Annotated in this window: 21 protein-coding genes and 2 pseudogenes; 12 read left to right on the top strand and 11 right to left on the bottom strand. The window is 65.1% G+C overall.

All coding sequences use genetic code 11. The annotated features are described in order from the left end of the window. The 4 genes from fae to mch form a co-directional block, all read right to left on the bottom strand. The coding region (gene fae / locus ACR65W_RS07765) for a formaldehyde-activating enzyme (RefSeq protein ID WP_434502287.1) at positions 1-381 on the bottom strand (381 nt) is incomplete at its 3' end. 138 nt (positions 382-519) lie between these two features. Next, entirely contained in the window at positions 520-1,392 is an 873-nt protein-coding gene (locus ACR65W_RS07760) for a triphosphoribosyl-dephospho-CoA synthase (RefSeq protein WP_434498973.1), read from the bottom strand. A 1-nt stretch (position 1,393) separates the two neighbouring features. Beyond that, positions 1,394-2,278 (bottom strand): ATP-grasp domain-containing protein, encoded by an 885-nt coding sequence (locus ACR65W_RS07755; RefSeq protein WP_434498972.1) that lies wholly within the window; start codon positions 2,276-2,278, stop codon positions 1,394-1,396. Positions 2,279-2,368: 90 nt separating this feature from the next. Then, entirely contained in the window at positions 2,369-3,349 is a 981-nt protein-coding gene (gene mch / locus ACR65W_RS07750) for a methenyltetrahydromethanopterin cyclohydrolase (RefSeq protein ID WP_434498971.1), read from the bottom strand. Between the two features lie 334 nt (positions 3,350-3,683). Between mch and ACR65W_RS07745 the strand changes: the two genes are divergently transcribed. From ACR65W_RS07745 to ACR65W_RS07715, 7 genes and pseudogenes are all read left to right on the top strand, one after another. Next, complete coding sequence (locus ACR65W_RS07745; protein WP_434498970.1) at positions 3,684-3,845, top strand: hypothetical protein; 162 nt, start codon at positions 3,684-3,686, stop codon at positions 3,843-3,845. 318 nt (positions 3,846-4,163) lie between these two features. Then, positions 4,164-4,442, top strand: a complete 279-nt coding sequence (locus ACR65W_RS07740; protein WP_434498969.1) for a hypothetical protein — start codon at positions 4,164-4,166, stop codon at positions 4,440-4,442. Positions 4,443-4,446: 4 nt separating this feature from the next. Further along, positions 4,447-4,779: a putative quinol monooxygenase gene (locus ACR65W_RS07735; RefSeq protein WP_434498968.1), complete on the top strand. Its 333-nt coding sequence runs from the start codon at positions 4,447-4,449 to the stop codon at positions 4,777-4,779. Between the two features lie 47 nt (positions 4,780-4,826). After that, positions 4,827-5,303: pseudogene (locus tag ACR65W_RS07730) on the top strand (DJ-1/PfpI family protein); the annotation flags it as partial. A gap of 226 nt (positions 5,304-5,529) precedes the next feature. Then, positions 5,530-5,799, top strand: coding sequence for a helix-turn-helix domain-containing protein (locus ACR65W_RS07725; protein WP_434498967.1), 270 nt, complete (start codon positions 5,530-5,532; stop codon positions 5,797-5,799). Between the two features lie 103 nt (positions 5,800-5,902). Continuing rightward, a pseudogene (locus ACR65W_RS07720) lies at positions 5,903-6,443 on the top strand (methane monooxygenase/ammonia monooxygenase subunit C); the annotation flags it as partial. Positions 6,444-6,688: 245 nt separating this feature from the next. Then, positions 6,689-7,240 (top strand): hypothetical protein, encoded by a 552-nt coding sequence (locus ACR65W_RS07715; protein ID WP_434498966.1) that lies wholly within the window; start codon positions 6,689-6,691, stop codon positions 7,238-7,240. 42 nt (positions 7,241-7,282) lie between these two features. Here the strand turns inward: ACR65W_RS07715 and ACR65W_RS07710 are convergent, their stop codons facing one another. After that, complete coding sequence (locus ACR65W_RS07710) at positions 7,283-8,116, bottom strand: YgfZ/GcvT domain-containing protein (RefSeq protein WP_434498965.1); 834 nt, start codon at positions 8,114-8,116, stop codon at positions 7,283-7,285. A 104-nt stretch (positions 8,117-8,220) separates the two neighbouring features. Here ACR65W_RS07710 and ACR65W_RS07705 point away from each other — a divergent pair, with 104 nt between their 5' ends. From ACR65W_RS07705 to ACR65W_RS07695, 3 genes are all read left to right on the top strand, one after another. Beyond that, complete coding sequence (locus ACR65W_RS07705) at positions 8,221-9,546, top strand: dihydroorotase (RefSeq protein ID WP_434498964.1); 1,326 nt, start codon at positions 8,221-8,223, stop codon at positions 9,544-9,546. Positions 9,547-9,640: 94 nt separating this feature from the next. Continuing rightward, positions 9,641-9,952: a plasmid stabilization protein gene (locus ACR65W_RS07700; RefSeq protein WP_434498963.1), complete on the top strand. Its 312-nt coding sequence runs from the start codon at positions 9,641-9,643 to the stop codon at positions 9,950-9,952. Between the two features lie 38 nt (positions 9,953-9,990). Next, complete coding sequence (locus ACR65W_RS07695) at positions 9,991-10,218, top strand: hypothetical protein (protein WP_434498962.1); 228 nt, start codon at positions 9,991-9,993, stop codon at positions 10,216-10,218. Between the two features lie 92 nt (positions 10,219-10,310). On the opposite strand, the gene ACR65W_RS07690 is transcribed toward ACR65W_RS07695, so the two are convergent. Further along, a complete protein-coding gene (locus ACR65W_RS07690; RefSeq protein WP_434498961.1) occupies positions 10,311-10,823 on the bottom strand; it encodes a hypothetical protein in 513 nt (170 codons plus the stop codon). Positions 10,824-10,947: 124 nt separating this feature from the next. Between ACR65W_RS07690 and ACR65W_RS07685 the strand changes: the two genes are divergently transcribed. Then, positions 10,948-13,416, top strand: a complete 2,469-nt coding sequence (locus ACR65W_RS07685; protein ID WP_434498959.1) for a TIGR02302 family protein — start codon at positions 10,948-10,950, stop codon at positions 13,414-13,416. 60 nt (positions 13,417-13,476) lie between these two features. Beyond that, positions 13,477-13,677 carry a twin transmembrane helix small protein gene (locus tag ACR65W_RS07680; protein WP_123176941.1) on the top strand — a complete coding sequence of 67 codons (201 nt, stop codon included), beginning with the start codon at positions 13,477-13,479 and terminating at the stop codon, positions 13,675-13,677. Between the two features lie 9 nt (positions 13,678-13,686). Here the strand turns inward: ACR65W_RS07680 and ACR65W_RS07675 are convergent, their stop codons facing one another. The 5 genes from ACR65W_RS07675 to ACR65W_RS07655 all read right to left on the bottom strand — a co-directional run. After that, positions 13,687-14,340: a TlpA family protein disulfide reductase gene (locus ACR65W_RS07675; protein WP_434498958.1), complete on the bottom strand. Its 654-nt coding sequence runs from the start codon at positions 14,338-14,340 to the stop codon at positions 13,687-13,689. Further along, positions 14,337-15,626 (bottom strand): sialidase family protein, encoded by a 1,290-nt coding sequence (locus tag ACR65W_RS07670; RefSeq protein WP_434498957.1) that lies wholly within the window; start codon positions 15,624-15,626, stop codon positions 14,337-14,339. Before ACR65W_RS07670 ends, ACR65W_RS07675 begins: the two co-directional genes overlap by 4 nt. 66 nt (positions 15,627-15,692) lie before the next feature. Next, entirely contained in the window at positions 15,693-16,214 is a 522-nt protein-coding gene (locus ACR65W_RS07665) for a hypothetical protein (RefSeq protein ID WP_434498956.1), read from the bottom strand. Between the two features lie 85 nt (positions 16,215-16,299). After that, positions 16,300-16,773, bottom strand: coding sequence for an energy transducer TonB family protein (locus ACR65W_RS07660; protein WP_434498954.1), 474 nt, complete (start codon positions 16,771-16,773; stop codon positions 16,300-16,302). A gap of 61 nt (positions 16,774-16,834) precedes the next feature. Then, a partial coding sequence (locus ACR65W_RS07655; protein WP_434502492.1) for an energy transducer TonB occupies positions 16,835-17,483 on the bottom strand: 649 nt, incomplete at its 5' end.

Here is a 17,483-nt window from a genome sequence, read left to right as displayed (position 1 = left end):
GTCGTCCGAAGCGTCCCAGTGAATGAACACGCCGACCGCAATGAAGATGTCGTCGGCCTCATCCATCGGGATCACGCCCTCGGCGACCGAATCCGCGACCGCCTTGGCGACGCCATGCTGCGCCGGGCCGAACATCTGCACGGCCTGCTTGGCGCCCTTGATCGTCACCTTGTTGAAGAGGATCGTGTTGGGCTTGCACAGCAGGTTCGGCGCGACGACGGCGAGCAGCGTCGTGAAGCCGTCCTTGTTGTTGACGAGCGCATTGGCGAAGGCGAGTTCGGCCGCCGAGCCGCGCGGACCCATGATCAGGTCGATATGCGCAACTTCATTGCCGTCGCCAACCAGCGACTCGCCGACCAGCATCTTGTTGATTAAAGCCATGTGTTCCTCCCAGAATTCCTCATGATCGCGCGCGCCATTCGGTCCCGAGCGCCTCTATCCCCTCTTCGGCGCCGAGCGAAAAAAGCCCGATCGGACCGGTGGTCAGATAGCCGCGAGTCCATCCCGCGCGCGGCGGACTCAACCATTTTTGCGCGGCCTTGCCAAGATGGCCCCAAGATAATCGGCGAAAAGAACCGCGACGGTCAGATCGGCGCTTGTGCCGGGATTCAACCCGCGCTGCTTCAGCGCGCGATCGAAGTCCAACGCCAGTTCGAACGCCGCCTCGCGGCTTTTGGCGTTCTTGAGACTCTTTTCAAAACGCGCCGCCTCGCCGCGGACCGCCTCGGCGGCGGCCCCATGTTTGCGCGCAATATGGCTGTCCGGAAAAGCCGCGAGAAAGGCCGCATAGACGGCGAGCGTTCCAAGCGCCGCATCGGCGCTTCGCGCGCGCGCCTCCCCGAGCGTCGTAAGGCCAAGATCGAAAATATCGGCGAAGCCATTGGCGTATTGCCAGGCGATGCGGTCGCGGTCGGCGGCGGCGCGCATCGCTTCGAGGAGAGTCGTTTGCGCCGGCGCATGGACGTCGTGCTGCGGCGCATCTCCAAGTCCCGCCGGTCGCGCGAGGGCGATGGCGCGAAACGCGGCGTCGGCGTCGTTTATGTCGAGACCCTGCAGGACGCGCCCGGTCTCCCGGCGCAGATCGGCGCTTTGCGCCGTCGCGGCGGCCTGCGCCAGCGGCGCGCAGAGCAGGACGATGCCGAGATTGGTGTTCTGTCCGACCCGCGCCCGCGTCGCCTCGATCGCGCCGGCGATGCGGGCGCCGACGGTCGATCGCTCCGCGCTGATGAAGGGGGCGGCGGCCTCGGCGCTGGCGAGGAAATCCGCCGTGGTCATGCCATGGCCGTCGGCGAAAACATGGACGTTGCCGGGCTTGGGCGCCTGCAGCTCCGCTTCGCAGGCGGCGATGAAGGCGGCCGCGATCTCTTGGGGGTTGGCCGCGAACGTCGCCACGTCAGCCGCGAAGTCGCGCGCGCGTCATCTGCGCGAGCGCGTCGGCGGCGACTCTGTCGGCGATTGAGAAGGGCGTCACCCGCTGCAGTCCGCTCCAGCCCGCCATGCTGTTGACCTCAAGAATAAGTGGCGCGCCGCGGTCGTCATTGATGATGTCGACGCCCGCGAACTCGACGCCGAGCGCGCTGGCGGCGCCGACGGCGATTTCCGCCTCCCGCGCCGACGGCTCGACGGCGAGCGGCTTCGCGCCCTGCCGCACATTGGTGATCCAATGGCTCGAGCGCCGGCGCATGGCGGCGATGGTTTCGCCGCCTGAAACGAGAATGCGCATATCTTCGAATGGCGGCCGCGCCGGACCGACGAAGCGCTGCAGATAGAACACGCCGCGCGCGTCCTGAAGCGACGGCAAATCGCCTTCGCGCTCGATCAATCGCAGTCCCCAGCCCTGCGCCCCGAAGAGCGGCTTCATCACGAGTGGACCCTTGGCGCATTCACGCCGCGCAATGGCGCGCGCCTGCGCGAGACTCTGCGCGGCGAAAGTCTCAGGCGCGGGCAATCCGGCCTGCGCCAGAAGAAAGCTCGCCATGGACTTATCGGTGCAGCGTTCGATCGCGCGCGCGCTGTTGACGACAGGGACGCCGAGCGCCTCCAGGGCGTGCAGGACCCCGAGCCGCATGGTGATCGCTTCAAGCGACCCGTCGCCGATGGCGCGAACGATGACAAGATCGGGCGGATCGCGAAATCCGGGGATGATGAGGCCCTGGGCGCGGCCCGTCTCGATCTTGCAGGCGGAGAGCCGCACCGCGACGGCCGTTGCGCCCTGCCTGCGCAAGGCGCGGAGCGTGCGGATCACATGCCAGTCGAGCTTGTCGGTGAAGACCGCCACGCGCGGCGGCGGCCCTCTATCCTGGCTGAGAGGAGCAAGGGGTCCGGATCTATCGAGCAGGTCGAACGCAGTCAAACAACGCCCCGGCGATCACCCGCCAAACGATTTATCCAGCAGCGCCAGATTGATCTCGCCGGCGCGGAAGGTTTCGCCGGTCTCGACCGCCGTCACCAGCGCTTCGGCCGGCGAAAACAGGCTCCCGTCGATCTTATAGAAGTCGCCCTTATACGCCTTGAAGATTTCAGCGAACGGCCGGCCATAGTCGCGCGAGGTGTCGCTCGGCAGCTTCTCGGCCAGCTCCTTGGCGGCGGCCGCCGAGCCTTTCACGAAAAGATGCGCGCGCCCGGCGTAAATGATCGCGTCATTGGTGCGGCCCATCGCCTGCACGAAGTCGGGGTGGGGCGGCGAGAGCGGCGCCGTCGCGACGCCGTCGATAATGTCGTCGAGCGGAAAATGCAGCTCATGCGCCTTGTGCAAGGCGACTTCGAGCACCCGGCCGACCACCTGAACGCCGCCGGCGAGCGACTGCGTCGGCGCATAAATGAAGGCGACTTTGTCCGGCGTCACGCCCGAGCGCGAGGCGACCTTCTCGACGACCTCCTTGGGCGGCGGAGAGCCGCTTTCGAGGACGATGGTGACGCGGTCGGCGAGATCGCGATACGACAGTTCGTCGAACAGCTTTTCGGCCCGCGCCTGGGCGCGCCCTGGCCCCGACCCGAGAGCGAAGAATTTTTCGTGGCTCAGGCTCCAGCCGGCGTATTGGCTGGCGAGACAGGCGACGACGGGATCGGCGCTGGTCACGGTCAGCCAAAACGGCCATTTGGGCGCGGCCGGCGCGTGTGAGAGGGTGACGCGCCCAAGTCCGCCCATGCAAATCTCGGTCAGCAGCAGGCCCGCCTCAATGCCGCCCGGGACCTTGGCGCCGGCGTCGATCAGCAATTCGCCGAGACTGCCGCGCTCGACGGCGATCCGATATTTCGCCGCGCCGGCGACGAGACGGTCGACCAGCGCGCCCGCGAGAGCGTTGACGCTTTCGGTCGTGCGGCCGCTGATGTTCAGGCTTCCGCTCACGTGTGGCCCTTCCCTTACTTTCGCTCTGAGGCGCTGTCCACCCTTGCCCGGCCGTTCTAAGCATGAGCCTGCAGCCGGTTCGAGCCCTGAACTTATAGAGCTTTTCCGCCGAAACGAAAGCCGGGCCGCGTCGCAGCGTGTCGCGGACGCGTATCGCTTGGCCGTGAAGTTTGAGGTCGAATGTCACAAAATTTCAATCTTTGTGGGTTTATTAAGGCAACCAATCGGCGGCTGAAGCGTTGAGCATCACTTGTGTGTTTCCGCACATTAAGCAGGCGGGCTTTGTGCGAAAAGCCACCAGTACGATATATTTTTACGCTGGAAGGAAGATAAGATGGACGTGCAGCCGACTGAACGGGACCTCGCCGAGCATACGGCTGGACATCTTGCGGTGACCGACGTGCTTTACGTCGCGCTCGCGATTGCGGTGATTCTCTTCGGCAATATGGCGCTCGTCCGCGCTATGGACGTCGCGCTGGATACTTTGGTTCGCTGATCCTTGCTGCTTCGTCGGTCTTTGAAAGCCCGCTTCGCGCGGGCTTTTTTGCGTTTTAGCGCTCTGCGACAGCAGAGCCATTAATTCAAGGAATTTTGACAGCGCTGAATTGCAGTGACGCCAGAGAATAGGCTCCATCCTTCGTAGGCCTCCTCCCGGGCTGCAATATCTCGAAAGAATTCAAACCCTAGCTCCAGACCCGAGTTCGCAGTGGCGCATTCTGCACCGTTTTTGGCAGAACTGGCGTGCTGCGCCGAAAGGCGTTGAAACACAGGATGGCGCCACGCCAGTTCCCGTCTTTCATCTGCGGAGGTTGCGATGGTCAAAGCGTCACAACAACACGCCAGAAGCCAGTGGATCAATGTTGACGCCTTGTATGCGGCGGGCGTCTTGATCTGGATCGTCGTCGTCTGGGCATGCGCCTATTACGTCGCAAGCGATGCGATCGCCGATGAATCGGCGGGCGTGGGCGGCAACAGCTTTCTCCTCGCCGCCAGTCTCGCGACGGCGGGATTGATTACGGCTTTTTCCTTCAGAGAGTTTTTTGTCGCCTACAAGCGTTTGGGCGGCAAAGAGGCGCGCAACCAGCGGGAGTAAGGCGATGACCAAGGTTGGATTGTTTGTGACGCTGGAGGCGCAACCCGGAAAAGAAATGCAGCTGGCGCAGTTTTTAATCGGCGCTTTGGAACTGGTCGAGGCCGAGCCCGACACGACCGCTTGGTTTGCGGTTCGCACAGGGCCCTCCACCTTCGCCATCTTCGACGTTTTTCCCGACGAAGAGGGCCGCGCGGCGCATCTTTCCGGCGAGGTCGCGAAAGCGCTGATGGCGAAAGCGCCGGAGCTCCTTGCCAAACCGCCGTCGATCGAGAAGATAGACGTTCTCGCCGATAAACTCCCGGCCGCCCCTGAACTCGTCCGCAGTAACTGCCGCTGAGGAGGGACGGGCCGCTGGCGCAGCTTCGGGCTGCAACGGGCTCGACCATGGAAGTTATCGTCCTCGGTTACGACGGCTGCCTGGGCGCCGGTTTGATCGGCGCCGTGGACATGCTGAAGTTAAGTTGGCTTACGATTTCCAAGGACGAAAATCGCGAGCCGATCAGCGTCTCCACCGCAAGTTTTGATGGACAGCCAATCCAGGACAGTAGCGGTCGTCGACTGGAAGTGGACAGGAGCATTACAGCGATCCCAGCGAGCGCCGTCATTGTTCCTGGCTACCTTTGTGACGACGGTGATCGCTTCCTCGGCAGAGCGTCGATCGACGCTGCGGCCGCATGGTTGCGGCGCCAACATGCGCTCGGCGCACTGGTATGCGGCTCGTGCAGCGGCGTATTTTTGCTTGGCGAAGCGGGCCTCCTCGATGGTCGACGCTGCACGACAACCTGGTGGCGACACGATGAATTGAGAGATCGGTATCCACGCGCCGACGCTCTGTGGGGCGCTTCACTGATCGAGGATAGCCGCGTCGTCACGGCTGGAGGCCCTCTGTCGTGGATAGACCTTTGTCTTCATGTGATACGTACGTTTTATGGCGCTTCCGCCGCCAAGGTCGCCGCCGACTTCACGGTCGTCGACACGGTCCCGTCAACGCAATTTAACTACGTTCCACTTGGTCATTTGGCTGCGTCCGATCCGTTTCTATTGAAGGCTGAACACATTATTCGGCAGGCGGGCGACGCTCCTGACCGTGCTAGGCCTCGCGCGTGCGCTCGGCGCTTCGGTTCGAACACTGCACCGCTATCTCCAGCGCGCATCAGGCGAGACGCCGAAGCACTTCATCGAACGGATTCGTTTCGAAGCCGCGAGAACCCAGCTCGAAACGACGGCGCACACCGTGAAGCGCTTGGCGGCGAGCGCTGGCTATGCTGACGAAGCCAGTTTTCGTCGCGCGTTTTCTCGATATTCAGGTATGACGCCAAGCGCCTACCGGAGATGGGTCCAAGCGCGCCAAAAATAATTGGCGCGTCACTTAAGCGCTCGGGCGCAGCATCACTGCAAAACGCCCGCCTTGCGTCCAGGTCGGAGCCTCCCTGTGAAACAGCGCTGTCGCTGTCCGATTCGGCCTCGCCGGCTGGCTCTGGAAGACGCGCGTTCGCGACATGTCGACCGTCACGCCGCGGCAGGAAATGAAGGCCATCGTGGATAATGCCGCATGGCTCGTGGTCTATGCGGCGGCGATCTATTGGGGCGCGTCCTTCTTCACGGAGCAGGACGGCACCTGGCACATGACGGTGATACGCGACACGGACTTCACGCCGTCGCACATCATCGATGTTCTATATGAGTTACCCGATCTATTCGATTCTGGCGATCGGTCGCTACTTCCATGCGAAGACGCGAATTCCCTACTTCGCGAAGGGCTATTCGATTGCCTATCTGATCGTCTCGATCGGACCCTTCATGATTATTCCGAACGTTGGCCTGAACGAATGGGGCCACACCTTCTGGTTCATGGAGGAGCTGTTCGTTGCGCCGCTGCATTGGGGCTTCGTGTTCTTCGGCTGGATGGCGCTCGGCGTGTTCGGAGTCGTGGTCCAGCTCCTGCTGAACATCCATCGCGTCATCGGCAAAGAAGGCGTCGAACTGCTGACGGGCGCGTAAGGCTCAAGATGCTCGCGCCGCGGCGGCGTTCGGACCTCCTGACGAACGACGGCGCGGCGCGGGAGGAATGCGAAAATCTCCCAGGATCGAATTCATTTTATCGCCTCTCGTCGCCTTCCGCGGCGGGAGGCGATGGACGGCAGGCCCAAAAATGCGGCATTCTCGATTTTCGAAACACGCTGTCGAAGCCGGGCGGAGACATGTTCAGAATTAGGCTCTTCTTCATTCTCCTCGCGGCGATCGGCTTGATCGCCGGCGCGGACGCGCAAGCGGTGCGCAGGGATTCCGCCAAGGCGTTCCAGAAAGTTCGGGAATGCTCGGCTCAGATGGGGCCGGACGTCATTACCTTCAGCTTCTACCAGCCGACGCAATCTAGAAGCCAGTTCTGCGAGGACATTCCCGAAACGGGTCCGACGACGATGGTGATCGACACGTTGCAGGACGAGTTGCGGGACATGACGGTGGAGATCCGCATCGTCGAGGCGGATCCGAAGGGGGACGAAGACGCGGCGCCGAACGAAGCCTATCTCCCGCCCGCGCAGTTCCGGAGCGGGGTCATCCAGCTCGACCACGACTTTAAGCGAAAGGGAGACTTCGTCGCCCTGGTGCGGGCGCGGAGCCCGGATGGCCGCAAGGAATACAACGCACGTTTCACCTTCTCGGTCGGCCAAGAGTTTCTGCGCGATTGGACCGCAGTCGCCATCGCCACCGGCGTGGCGCTGGCTCTCGGCGCAGGCTGGTACGCACACTCCCTCCGCAGGAAAGCATCCGAGAAGACCAAGCTCGGGAAAGCGTGATGGCGCCTCATTCGCTGCACTGAACCGGCTTCCGTCGCATCTTTATGGCGGCGGCTTATCTGGGGTCTCAAAAGACAAATCCGCGCCTGCCGCCATGGGCGTCGCGCCTGCCGCCAAGGCGTCGCCGAGACGGTCGAGACGGATCAAGGCGAGACCCTCTTCATGAAGGCGCGAGCCGGTGACGCCGATTTCAACGTCGCCGGCGCGGATCGTTTCGCCCGGCGCGGGCGCGCCGCCTTGCGCGCGATATTTCGTGACCCGCTTGCGCACCAGGCCGCGATGCTTCATCCGCGACACCACTTCCTGCCCGACATAGCAGCCCTTCTTGAAGTCGATCCCCGCGAGCAAATCCATGTTGGCTTCGTGCGGAAAGGTCGCGCCATAGTCGAAATCGACGCCGCCGAGCGGCACGCCGGCATGGATGCGCCGGGCCTCGTAGGCGCTCCGCCCGTCCTCCGTCGGTATCTTGCCTTTTGCCGCGATGGCGCGGAATCCAAGCGGGCCGCGCGGATCGGCGGCGATGGCGACGGCCTCGACCTTCGGCGCTTCGGTCGAGTCGGGAAAAGCGATCGCGTCAAATTCGCCGCTGCGGTTCGTCACCGTCACTTTCGAACGCAGCTTGTAGATGTTCAGACGTTTTTCGAGATCGGCGGCGAGAGCGAGCGGGCAGTCGAGCAGATAGCCTCCTTCGCCCGCGGCAAAGACCAGAAAATCAAACAAAATCTTGCCCTGCGGCGTCAGCAGCGCGGCGTAGCGCGCCTCTCCGGGCTTGAGCGAGGCGACGTCGTTGGTCACCAGATTATGCAGGAACTTGCCCGCGTCTTCGCCCGCAACCTCGATGATGGCGCGGTCATCGAGCAGGATCGCCGTGGTCATGTCTCTCGTCCGCCTCCGCCGCCAGCTGCTTGAGTCTCGCGCGCCTTTGGCGCATTAGCAACAAAACTCCACCCCGCGACGACATCGCAAGCGAGGCGCCACTCATGCCGCAGGTTTTCGACGTCATCTTCTCCGGCGGCGCGCTCGTCAATCAGGACGGCGAGGGCGCGCGCGACGTCGGTCTTCGCGACGGCAAGATCGCCGAGATCGGCGATCTGTCTCGCGCCTCGGCCGGTGAGACGATCGACTGTCGCGGCCTGCATATTTTGCCCGGCGTCATCGACACGCAGGTGCATTTCCGCGAGCCCGGCGCGCCGCATAAGGAAGACCTTGAATCGGGATCGCGCGGCGCGGTTCTGGGTGGCGTCGTCGGCGTCTTCGACATGCCCAACACCAATCCGCTGACGACGGGCGAAGCGGAGCTGGCCGACAAGGTGGCGCGCGCAAGCGGGCGCATGCATTGCGATTTCGCCTTCTGGGTCGGCGGCACGCATGAGAACGCCGCGCATCTGAGCGAGTTGGAGCGGCTTCCCGGCGCGGCCGGGATCAAAGTGTTCATGGGCTCCTCGACCGGCTCGCTGCTCATCGCCGACGACGCCGGCGTCGCCGACGTGCTGTCGCATACGCGCCGGCGCGCCGCCTTTCACAGCGAAGACGAAGACCGGCTGAATCTGCGCAAGTCCCTGCGCATCGCCGGCGATCCGTCGTCGCATCCGGTCTGGCGCGACGTCGAGACGGCGGTGCGCGCGACGCGTCGGCTCATGCATATCGCGCGCGACAAGGGCGCGCTCGTGCATGTGCTGCACGTGACGACCGAAGAAGAGATCGCGCTGCTCGCCGAACATAAGGACATCGCCAGCGTCGAAGTGACCCCGCATCATTTGACGATGGACGCGAGCGACTATGCGCGGATCGGCACGCTGGCGCAGATGAATCCGCCGGTGCGCGAGGCGCGCCACCGCGAAGCGCTCTGGCGCGGCGTCGCGCAAGGCGTCGTCGACGTGCTCGGCTCCGACCATGCGCCCCACACGCTCGAAGAGAAGGCCAAGCCTTATCCCAATAGCCCGTCGGGCATGACAGGCGTGCAGACGCTCGTTCCTCTGCTGCTCGATCACGTCAACGCCGGTCGATTGACCCTGCAGCGTTTCGTCGACCTGACGAGCGCGGGTCCGGCGCGGCTCTTCGGCATCGCCGGCAAGGGGCGCGCCGCGGTGGGCTACGACGCCGATCTCACCATCGTCGACATGAAGCGGCGCGAGACGATCCGCAATTCCTGGATCGCCTCGCGCGTCGGCTGGACGCCCTATGACGGCAAGGACGTCGTTGGCTGGCCGGTCGGGACCTTTGTGCGCGGCGCCAAGGTCATGTGGGAGGGCGAACTCGTAACGTCGTCGCAAGGCGCGCCGATGCGCTTCTGGAACGCTCTCTAGGCTCCTTTGCAAAGTTTGCGCGAATGCCCGGAACATTGCGGCGTCGCGCGCGGTTAGTCGCTCATTCCCAATTGCGCGCAAAAGGAGATCAGCCATGCCGCAGGGAGACAAGTCGGCCTATACCGACAAGCAGAAACGCAAGGCCGAGCACATCGAGGAAGGCTACGAGAAACGCGGCGTGTCCGAGAAAGAAGCCGAGCGCCGCGCCTGGGCGACCGTCAACAAGGACGACGGCGGCGGCAAGAAATCGGGGTCCGGCCGCGGCGCCAAGACGGGCAATCCGGCGGCGCGCAAGGGCGGCAAGATCGGCGGCGAAGCTTCCGCGTCGCGTCCTGCTGCAGAACGCTCGGCGTCCGCCAAGAAGGCCGCCGAAACACGCAAACGCAATGAACGGCGCGCCAGCTAGCGCGAAGCCGTCGCTGCGGAAAGCGACAGGAGAACGCGATGACCGCGCAGAAAGACGTACAGCCGGAGAACGAAGGCGAAGGCAGCCGCACCGCCGCCAAACAATATAACGAGGCGACGAGGAAATTCGTCGAAAGCGGCAAGGTCGACAAAGCGGCGAAGGACGCCGAACAGGCGATCGAAGGCGACGAGGCGGAAGAATTGAAACGCGCCGAAGACGAGGGCCGCGCGCACGCCGCGCCGCATGAGCAGGAACGCGAAATCTGACGCTCTACAGCCGACACCGTTCGGCCTGCCGAATGGCCTCTCCAATCCCGACGCGGCGATTGCCGCCGCGTCGTCTCCCAGGTTCGGCGAACTCAGTCTTCGCTCCAGAAGTAGTGCCAAACGCCGTCCGACCCGATGCCGATGCGCGTCGCGCGCGGCTTTCCTTCGGCATTTGAGCGTATAAGATCGGCGAAACGCACGCAGCGCCACCTTGCGCGCGCCTCGTCCTCATTGGCGGGCTGCTGCGGATGGCGCGCGAAGGCCGGCCATTCATAGAGCGTCGTCGGTCCGCGCACGATCTTGACGAAGGGCTGCGCAAAAATCGCGCGAATGAGCCAAATCGTTTCTTGCCCCTTGCGATCGAAGGAAAGCGTCTTCAAAATCTCGATCGGATCGGTTCCGGCCTTGAATGCGCCGCTCTTGGCGAACAGCGGGCGCGTCTCATTCCAGTCGATCGGAATGCGGAGCGCCTCGACGTCGCCAGTCTCGCAAGCGGCGAGAATCTTGTCGCGGATCCTGGCGACGGGCGCGGGCAGCAGCGCGAGATCGCCGATCGGGGGCGAAATGACGTCGCCAGTGACGTCACCCTTGGGTTTGCGGATCATTCGGCATGTTAGCGCGCCATGGCCTTGAGGCGCCAATGCGCTGAATTTGACCATTTTCCTACGGCCAAGATTGTCTGCCCGTAACGAAACCGCCATTGTCACCGGCGCGTCTCTCGGAGAGTAAATGGACGAGCTTCAGCACCAGACTGCGCCCTCGGGGAAAAAGACCTCGCCGCGTCTTGAGGGGATGCTGCGCCAGTCGGCGCTGGCGCTCCTCGCCGAGCGCATCTGGCGGGCCGGCTTGGCGCTCGCCACGATTGTCCTCGTCTTCCTGGCGCTGTCCTGGCTGGGCCTTTGGCAGGCTGCGCCGCTCGAGGCGCGCATCGGCGGCGTGGCGCTCTTCGGCTTCGCCGCGCTCTATGTCGTCGCTCGGGAATCGGCGCGCGGCTTGCCGCATCGCGCCGCCGCGCTCGAACGGCTGGACCGCAGCGCCGACGCCGCCTTGCGTCCCGCGTCGTCGCTCGAGGATCGGCTCGCCAGTCCGAATGCCGACGCGGGGGTCGAGGCGCTCTGGGCGTTGCATCGCCAGCGCCTGGAGACGGCGCTGGCGCAGACGCCTGTCGAGGCGCCGAATCCGCGCGTTCCTCAGCGCGACCCCTATGCGCTGCGCGCGCTGGCGCTCGTCGCGGCGGTCGCCGCCGGATTCGCGGCGGGCGATGAAAAGCGCGCGCGGATCGCCGCCGCGTTCGACTGGCGGGCTTCCGCGAGCTTCGGGACCAGCGCGCGCGTCGACGCCTGGCTCGAACCGCCGGCCTACACCGGCCGCCCGCCGATCGTGCTCGCAAAGGAGAGCGACGCGCCCATCGAGGCGCCGGTCAATTCGACGCTGCGCATCCGCCCCCCAGACTCTGGCGTATCCGTCTCCGGCGGGCTGGTCGCCGCGCAGGCCGCCGTCGAGGATGCGCAAAAGGGCTCGTCGAAAGAGCAGGCCTTCAAACTCTCTCGCGCGGCGCATGTCTCGCTTTCCGACGGTCGGCGTTTCGATCTCGCGGCGATTCCAGACAAGCCGCCGACCATCGCGCTGACGGAAAAGCCGCGCAACAATATTCGGGGCTCGATGACGCTCGCGTTCCGCGCCACCGACGATTACGGCGTCGTCGGCGCCGAAGCGGTCTTTAGCGGCCCGCCCAGCGCGCGGCGCGCGCTCTACGAGCCGCCGCGTCTTGCGCTCGCTTTGCCGCCCGGCGGCGGCGGTCAGGGCGAGGCCAAGGCGACAATCGATCTCGCCGACAGTCCTTTCGGCGGCGCGAAGCTCGCGATGCGCCTCGTCGCCAAGGACGCCGCGGACAATGAAGGCGCTTCTGAATCGGTTGAAGTGACTCTGCCGCAGCGCCGCTTCGTCAAGCCGCTCGCGCGCGCGCTCGCCGAACAGAGGCGCATCCTCGCGCTCGATCCGGATTCGCGCTCAAGCGTCCGCGCGGCGCTCGAGGCGCTGTCGATCGCGCCCGAAGCCTTCAATACGCCTGCCGCCGTCCATCTCGGACTCCGCGAGGCGCGCCGCGGTCTCGAGGGTCCGCGCAGCGACGACGAATTGCGCGGCGTCTGTGACATGCTGTGGGCGATGGCGCTCGGCCTGGAGGAGGGCGACACCTCCCAAGCGGAGCGCGATCTGCGCGCGGCGGAGCGCGAATTGAAGGATGCGATCGCGCGCGGCGACAGCGAGCAGGAAATCGCCAATCGCGCCGAGGAGCTTCGCGCCGCGCTCGATAAGTTCCTCCAGCAGCTCGGCAGCCGATTGCCGCCGGAAGGTTCGCCGCGCCAGGAGTCGGAGGAGGGCGGCGACACCGTCACGCCGGACGAGTTGCAGGCGATGCTCGACGAGATGAACCGAGCCTTGAAGTCGGGCGACATGGCGCAAGCGCAAAGGCTCCTGGATGAACTTCAGGACATTCTCGAAAATGTGCAGACGGCGCAGGGCGCGGGCCAGCGTCGCGGCCGCGGGCGCGAAATGGCGCGCGCGCTCAACGAGCTCGATCAGTTGTCGCGCGAAGAGCAGCAATTGCGCGACGACACGTTCCAGGGGATGAATGCGCCGAGCGATATGGAGACGCGCGGCGCGCGCGGCCATCGTCAGAAGGGCCAGCCGCAGAACGAGGAACTCAGCGACGAACGCCAGCGCCAGCAGGCGCTTCGCGAGCGGCTTGAGCGCCAGCAGGACGCGCTGCGCGAGGGCGGCGTCGAAGCCGCCGAAGAGCTCGACGACGCGCGCCGCGCGATGAAGGAGGCGGAAGACGCGCTCGGCAAGGCCGGCGAAGGCGGCGCCAGGGCGGTCGACGCGCAAGGGCGCGCGGTGCAGGCGTTGCGCAAGGGCGCCGACAGGCTGGCGCAGCAAATGCGCGGCGATGGCGACCAAAACGCTGAAGAAGAGGGCGCGAGCCCGGGCAGGCGCGGGCGCCGCGGCAAGGGCCGCGATCCGCTCGGGCGGGCGCCCGGCGACGGCAATCGTCCCGACGCCTATGGGAAATATGATCCGCTCGGCCTGCCGCCGGCGCAGCGCGCCCATCGCGTGCAGGAAGAGCTGCGCCGCAGGCTCGGTCAGCCTGAGCGCCCGCAGGAAGAACTCGATTATCTGCAGCGTCTGCTGCGGCGATAAACGCCTTGCCGGCGGGCGCGCGCTTCTCTACAGCGCAGCGGGTAGGGAGAAGCGCCGCTCATGCCAAGTTCTTCAAATCTATTGGTCGTCGTCGCCGTCGCGGCGGTGATTCTTGTCGTCGTCGCCGGCTTCATCAATATGTTCCGCGGCGGCGAGGGCGCGCCGGCCCGCTCGCAGAAGCTGATGCGCTGGCGCGTCGGTCTGCAATTGCTGGCGCTTCTCATCGTTCTCGGCGTGCTTTACGCGCGAGGCCGCTGGTAAGCGGCCGCTTCACTTGGCTACGCGCTTCTCCAGCCATTCGACGATCAGCGGATCGTCGACCGCGCCCGTCACCGTCACGACGCCGCCGTCCGGGGCGACGAGCGCCGTAAAGGGCAATTCTCCGCGCCAGGCGCTGTCCGCTTCGAAATAGAGCTTTTCGACAAAATCGTCGGCGAAGCCGTAGTGATCCGCGCTCGAAAGCCCGACCTTCTCGATGCGCGCCTCCGCGCGGGCGCGATCATCGTCGCCGTCGGTGTTGACGAAGACGATGTCGAATCCCTTTTTCTCGGCGGCGATCTTCGCCCATTGCGGCAATTCCACGAGGCAGGGCGGACAGGTCACCGACCAGAAATGCACGACGAGCGGCCTGCCGGCGTGGGCCTTGGTCAATTGCCCGAACGCGCCTCGGCCGTATGGCTTGAAGTCCATGGCGAGGGCGCCTCCTCCTGCAAGGAGGGCGAAGGCGAGGGCGAGAGACATGAGGCGCATTCGACGAAGTCCCACTGGACGATTTTTTTGGTTCTTGTCATTCCCGGCAGGCCGCAGGCTCGACCAGGGATCGAGAGTGATCGAGCGCGCGCCGCTGGTCGTCTCTGGATTGCCGATCACGCGCGGCGCGCGCGTCGCCAATGACAAAGCAGCGCCCATCCGATTTGGCGTCACTGCGGCGCCGCTGCGCTTTTTTCGTCTCGCGGCAGCGGCATCAGGCGATAGCCTTCCTTATGCGTTAACCAGGATAGATAGGCCGCGCCGTTATGGGCGATGAGTTCCGGATGGTCGGAGGCGTCCAACGTTTGCGCCATGACGCGCGGCGCGCTCCAGCTCTTGCCGTTGTCGCGCGACATTTGCATGGCGATCGTCGTCGTCGTTCCGTCGAACTCCTTCCAGACGCGATACAGGCGGCCCTTGGCCGCGACCAGCGTCGGATGTCCGGCGGCGCGCGCGTCGTCGCCGAATTTCTCTGGCTCCGAGAAGCTTTTGCCCGCATCGAGGCTACGCGCGTAATAGAGTCCCTGGCGCTTCTTGCCCTTGGTGAACCAGACCACATGCCAATCGCCGGCGGCGTCGATCGCGATCGATGGTCCGTGATGCGGACAGCTATTGATCGCCCAGTCGTCGTCGGAAACGCGCGTTGCCGTCGCTTGCGCGGCGTCCGCGGAAAGCTTCGCGACCATATGGTCGCGAACATTGCCATCTAGCACCTGTCGCCAGGCGAAAACCGGCGTTCCGTCCTTATCGAGCGCGCCTGACATGCGGCAGCATTCGCAGGCGTGATCAATCAGGATCGACTTGCCTTTGAAGGTCTTGCCGCCGTCGTCCGAATAGGCGAAGGCGACGCCGCTGCCGAGAAACTCCTTGCCTTCGGCCTTGGCTTTGAGCGCATGAGTCTTGTCGAGCCAGCCGGCGTAGATGCGCCCCTTGCGGTTGACGACGATGCTGTCGAAGCGCTGGCCGCCTTCGCTCAGTAGCGCCTGCGGCGTTGAAAAGGTCTTGCCGCCGTCGGTCGAGCGGGCGGTGAAGATCGTGCCGATCATCTGCTTGTCGGGCCGGGTCGTATAAGTCGCGAGCAGCGTCCCGTCTTTGAGCGCGACGATTTTTGGACGCGCGTCGCCATGCGCGTCGATCACGCCGTCGCCGACCGTGGCGATGGCGGTCGGCGCGGAGAACGTCGCGCCATTATCCGAAGAGGCGGCCGCGTAAACGCTCTTGCCGACGGAAAAGGCGACCCACAGTCGTCCGTCCTTCGCAAAGGCGGGAACGGCGGTCGCCGCGCAATCCACCTTCGCCTCGGCGCAGGCGGCGGCGGGGTGGTGACTCATCGCGGCCGGCGTCGTTGAGTGAGTCGGCGGCGCGGCCTTATCCGCGTCTGAGGGCGCTCGCGGCGCTTCTTGCGCGGTCAGCGTGGCGGGGACGCAAACGGCGAGCAGGGCAAAGGCGATGCGCTTCATTCTTCTCTCCTGTTTGCGGCCCAAGGCGGACGCTTTTAGAGGCAGGCGTAAGGCGGCGCCTCGGCGCTAGTGAAATCTGAAACTCTGCACGCCGTCGTAGGAGCCGCCGGGCGGCGGCGGCGCCCGCAGGCCCGAGACGATGGAGCGCGCCAATTGCCCGTGGCGGGGCGTCGAAGCGGAAACGAGGGTGACGTTGCTCGGCGCGCCCGAGGCGCCAAGACGAAAGCGAACGACGGCGCTTCCTTCGCCGAGACTTGTCGTGCCCGGCGAGCGCGCCCGGATGAGCTGACCGAGCTTGCGCAGATAGGCGCTGTTGTCCGCATGTTTCTTTTTATCGGCGGCCTTCTCGGCCTTCTCGTCCCGCGCGGCCTTCGGTTTCTGTTCGCGCCCGGCGTCGGTCTTCTCCTCGCGCTTTTCGGTCTTCTCCTCGGATTTCGTATCCTTGCTGTCTTCGCGCTTTGGTTCGGCGCTGTCTTCGGCCTTGGGCTTTTGCGCCTCGTCGAGCGCGCGCGCCGGTCCGCTCGCGCCTAGCGCGCAGGCGAACGCCAATGCAGAAAGACTCAATGTCAGTCGAGAAATATGCCGCATTTCCTTCTCCTTCTCTAAAAATGCGCAGGCCTCATGCGCATGAATCTTTCAGCCACGGACCGAAAGTTTTGAATGGCGCGACCGATCATTTCGGCGTCCCGCGGAACTTGAACGTTTGTCCCACGTCCATCGATCCTCCCGGCGGCGGCGGCGCTTCGACGCTCGACAGGATCTTCTTCACCGTTTCTGAAAGCGCTGGACTTGTCGTCTTGTCGATCGTCACCTTGTCGATCTTGCCCTGCGCGTTGACGTGAAAGCTGGCCGTCACCTCGCCATCGCCGGCAGGACTTTCCGCGGGCGTTCGCTTGGCGATCGCCGTGTAGAGCGCGCCAAGGAACTTGCTCTCCGACATCACCGGAGCGGCGGCGGGCGTGGCTGCGCCCCCCGTCGCGGCAGGCGCGGCGGCGTTTGGCGCAGCGGTGCGCGCCGGCGTAGCGCTCTGGGTTGGCGCTGCGGGTCGCGCTGGCGCGGGCGTCAAGGGCGCGGGCTTGGCGTCCTTGGCATGCGCGGCGCAAGCGGCGAACGCCGCGGCGAGGGTAAGCAATCGCGCGAGCTTCATTATGCCCCCAATAGCCGGAACGATCTTAGGCGGCGGGCGCGAGCGCCCGCCGCCGTTCGCGTCAATGGAAGGCGAAAGCCTGGCTCACGAAGGCCGAGCTGCACATGCCTGGGCCGCGCGCGGAGGACACGATCCGTCGCGCGAGCGCCGCATGCGCCGGGCTGGATCCCGACGCCGAGACGCCCGACAGACCGCCGCCCGGGTTGACGTGGAACGTCACATGCGCGTGGCCGGGCCCGAGGCTCGTCGAGCCCGGCGTATGCCGGCGAAGCGCTGCGGCGATATGGGCAAGACATGTCGCCTGCGATGCGCCCGAATTCCCGGCCTGTCCCTCGGGCGCGCCGTAGCGCCGACGCGCCTGCGCCTCCTGACGTTGCTGCGCGCGCTGGACCTGTTGCTGTTCGACCTTCTTCTTGACCTTGTCGACGTCTTCCTTCTTGGCTGGCAAGGGCACGGCGTCGGGCGCCATCACCACCGGCGGCGGAAGCGCGATATCAGGCTCCTCGACCGCTTCGGGCGGCGGCGTGTCGTCGGCCTCGGCGACTTCCTCCTGCTCGAAGAAGTCGCCCTCCGGCACGAGGTCCATGCTGACAGAGTCGAGCGATACGGCCGTTGGCTTCGCCGAATAGGCGAGTATGCCGAAGACCATGACATGCGCCGCGATGACGAGGACGGTCGTCACCGAGCGCAGCCAAAAGGGCTTGACCGGC

Origin of the sequence: Methylocystis sp. (genome assembly GCF_051062815.1) — a bacterium.
Lineage (GTDB): Bacteria > Pseudomonadota > Alphaproteobacteria > Rhizobiales > Beijerinckiaceae > Methylocystis.
Note: the sequence above shows the minus strand (reverse complement) of the source record. Positions and strands in the feature narration are given on the sequence as shown.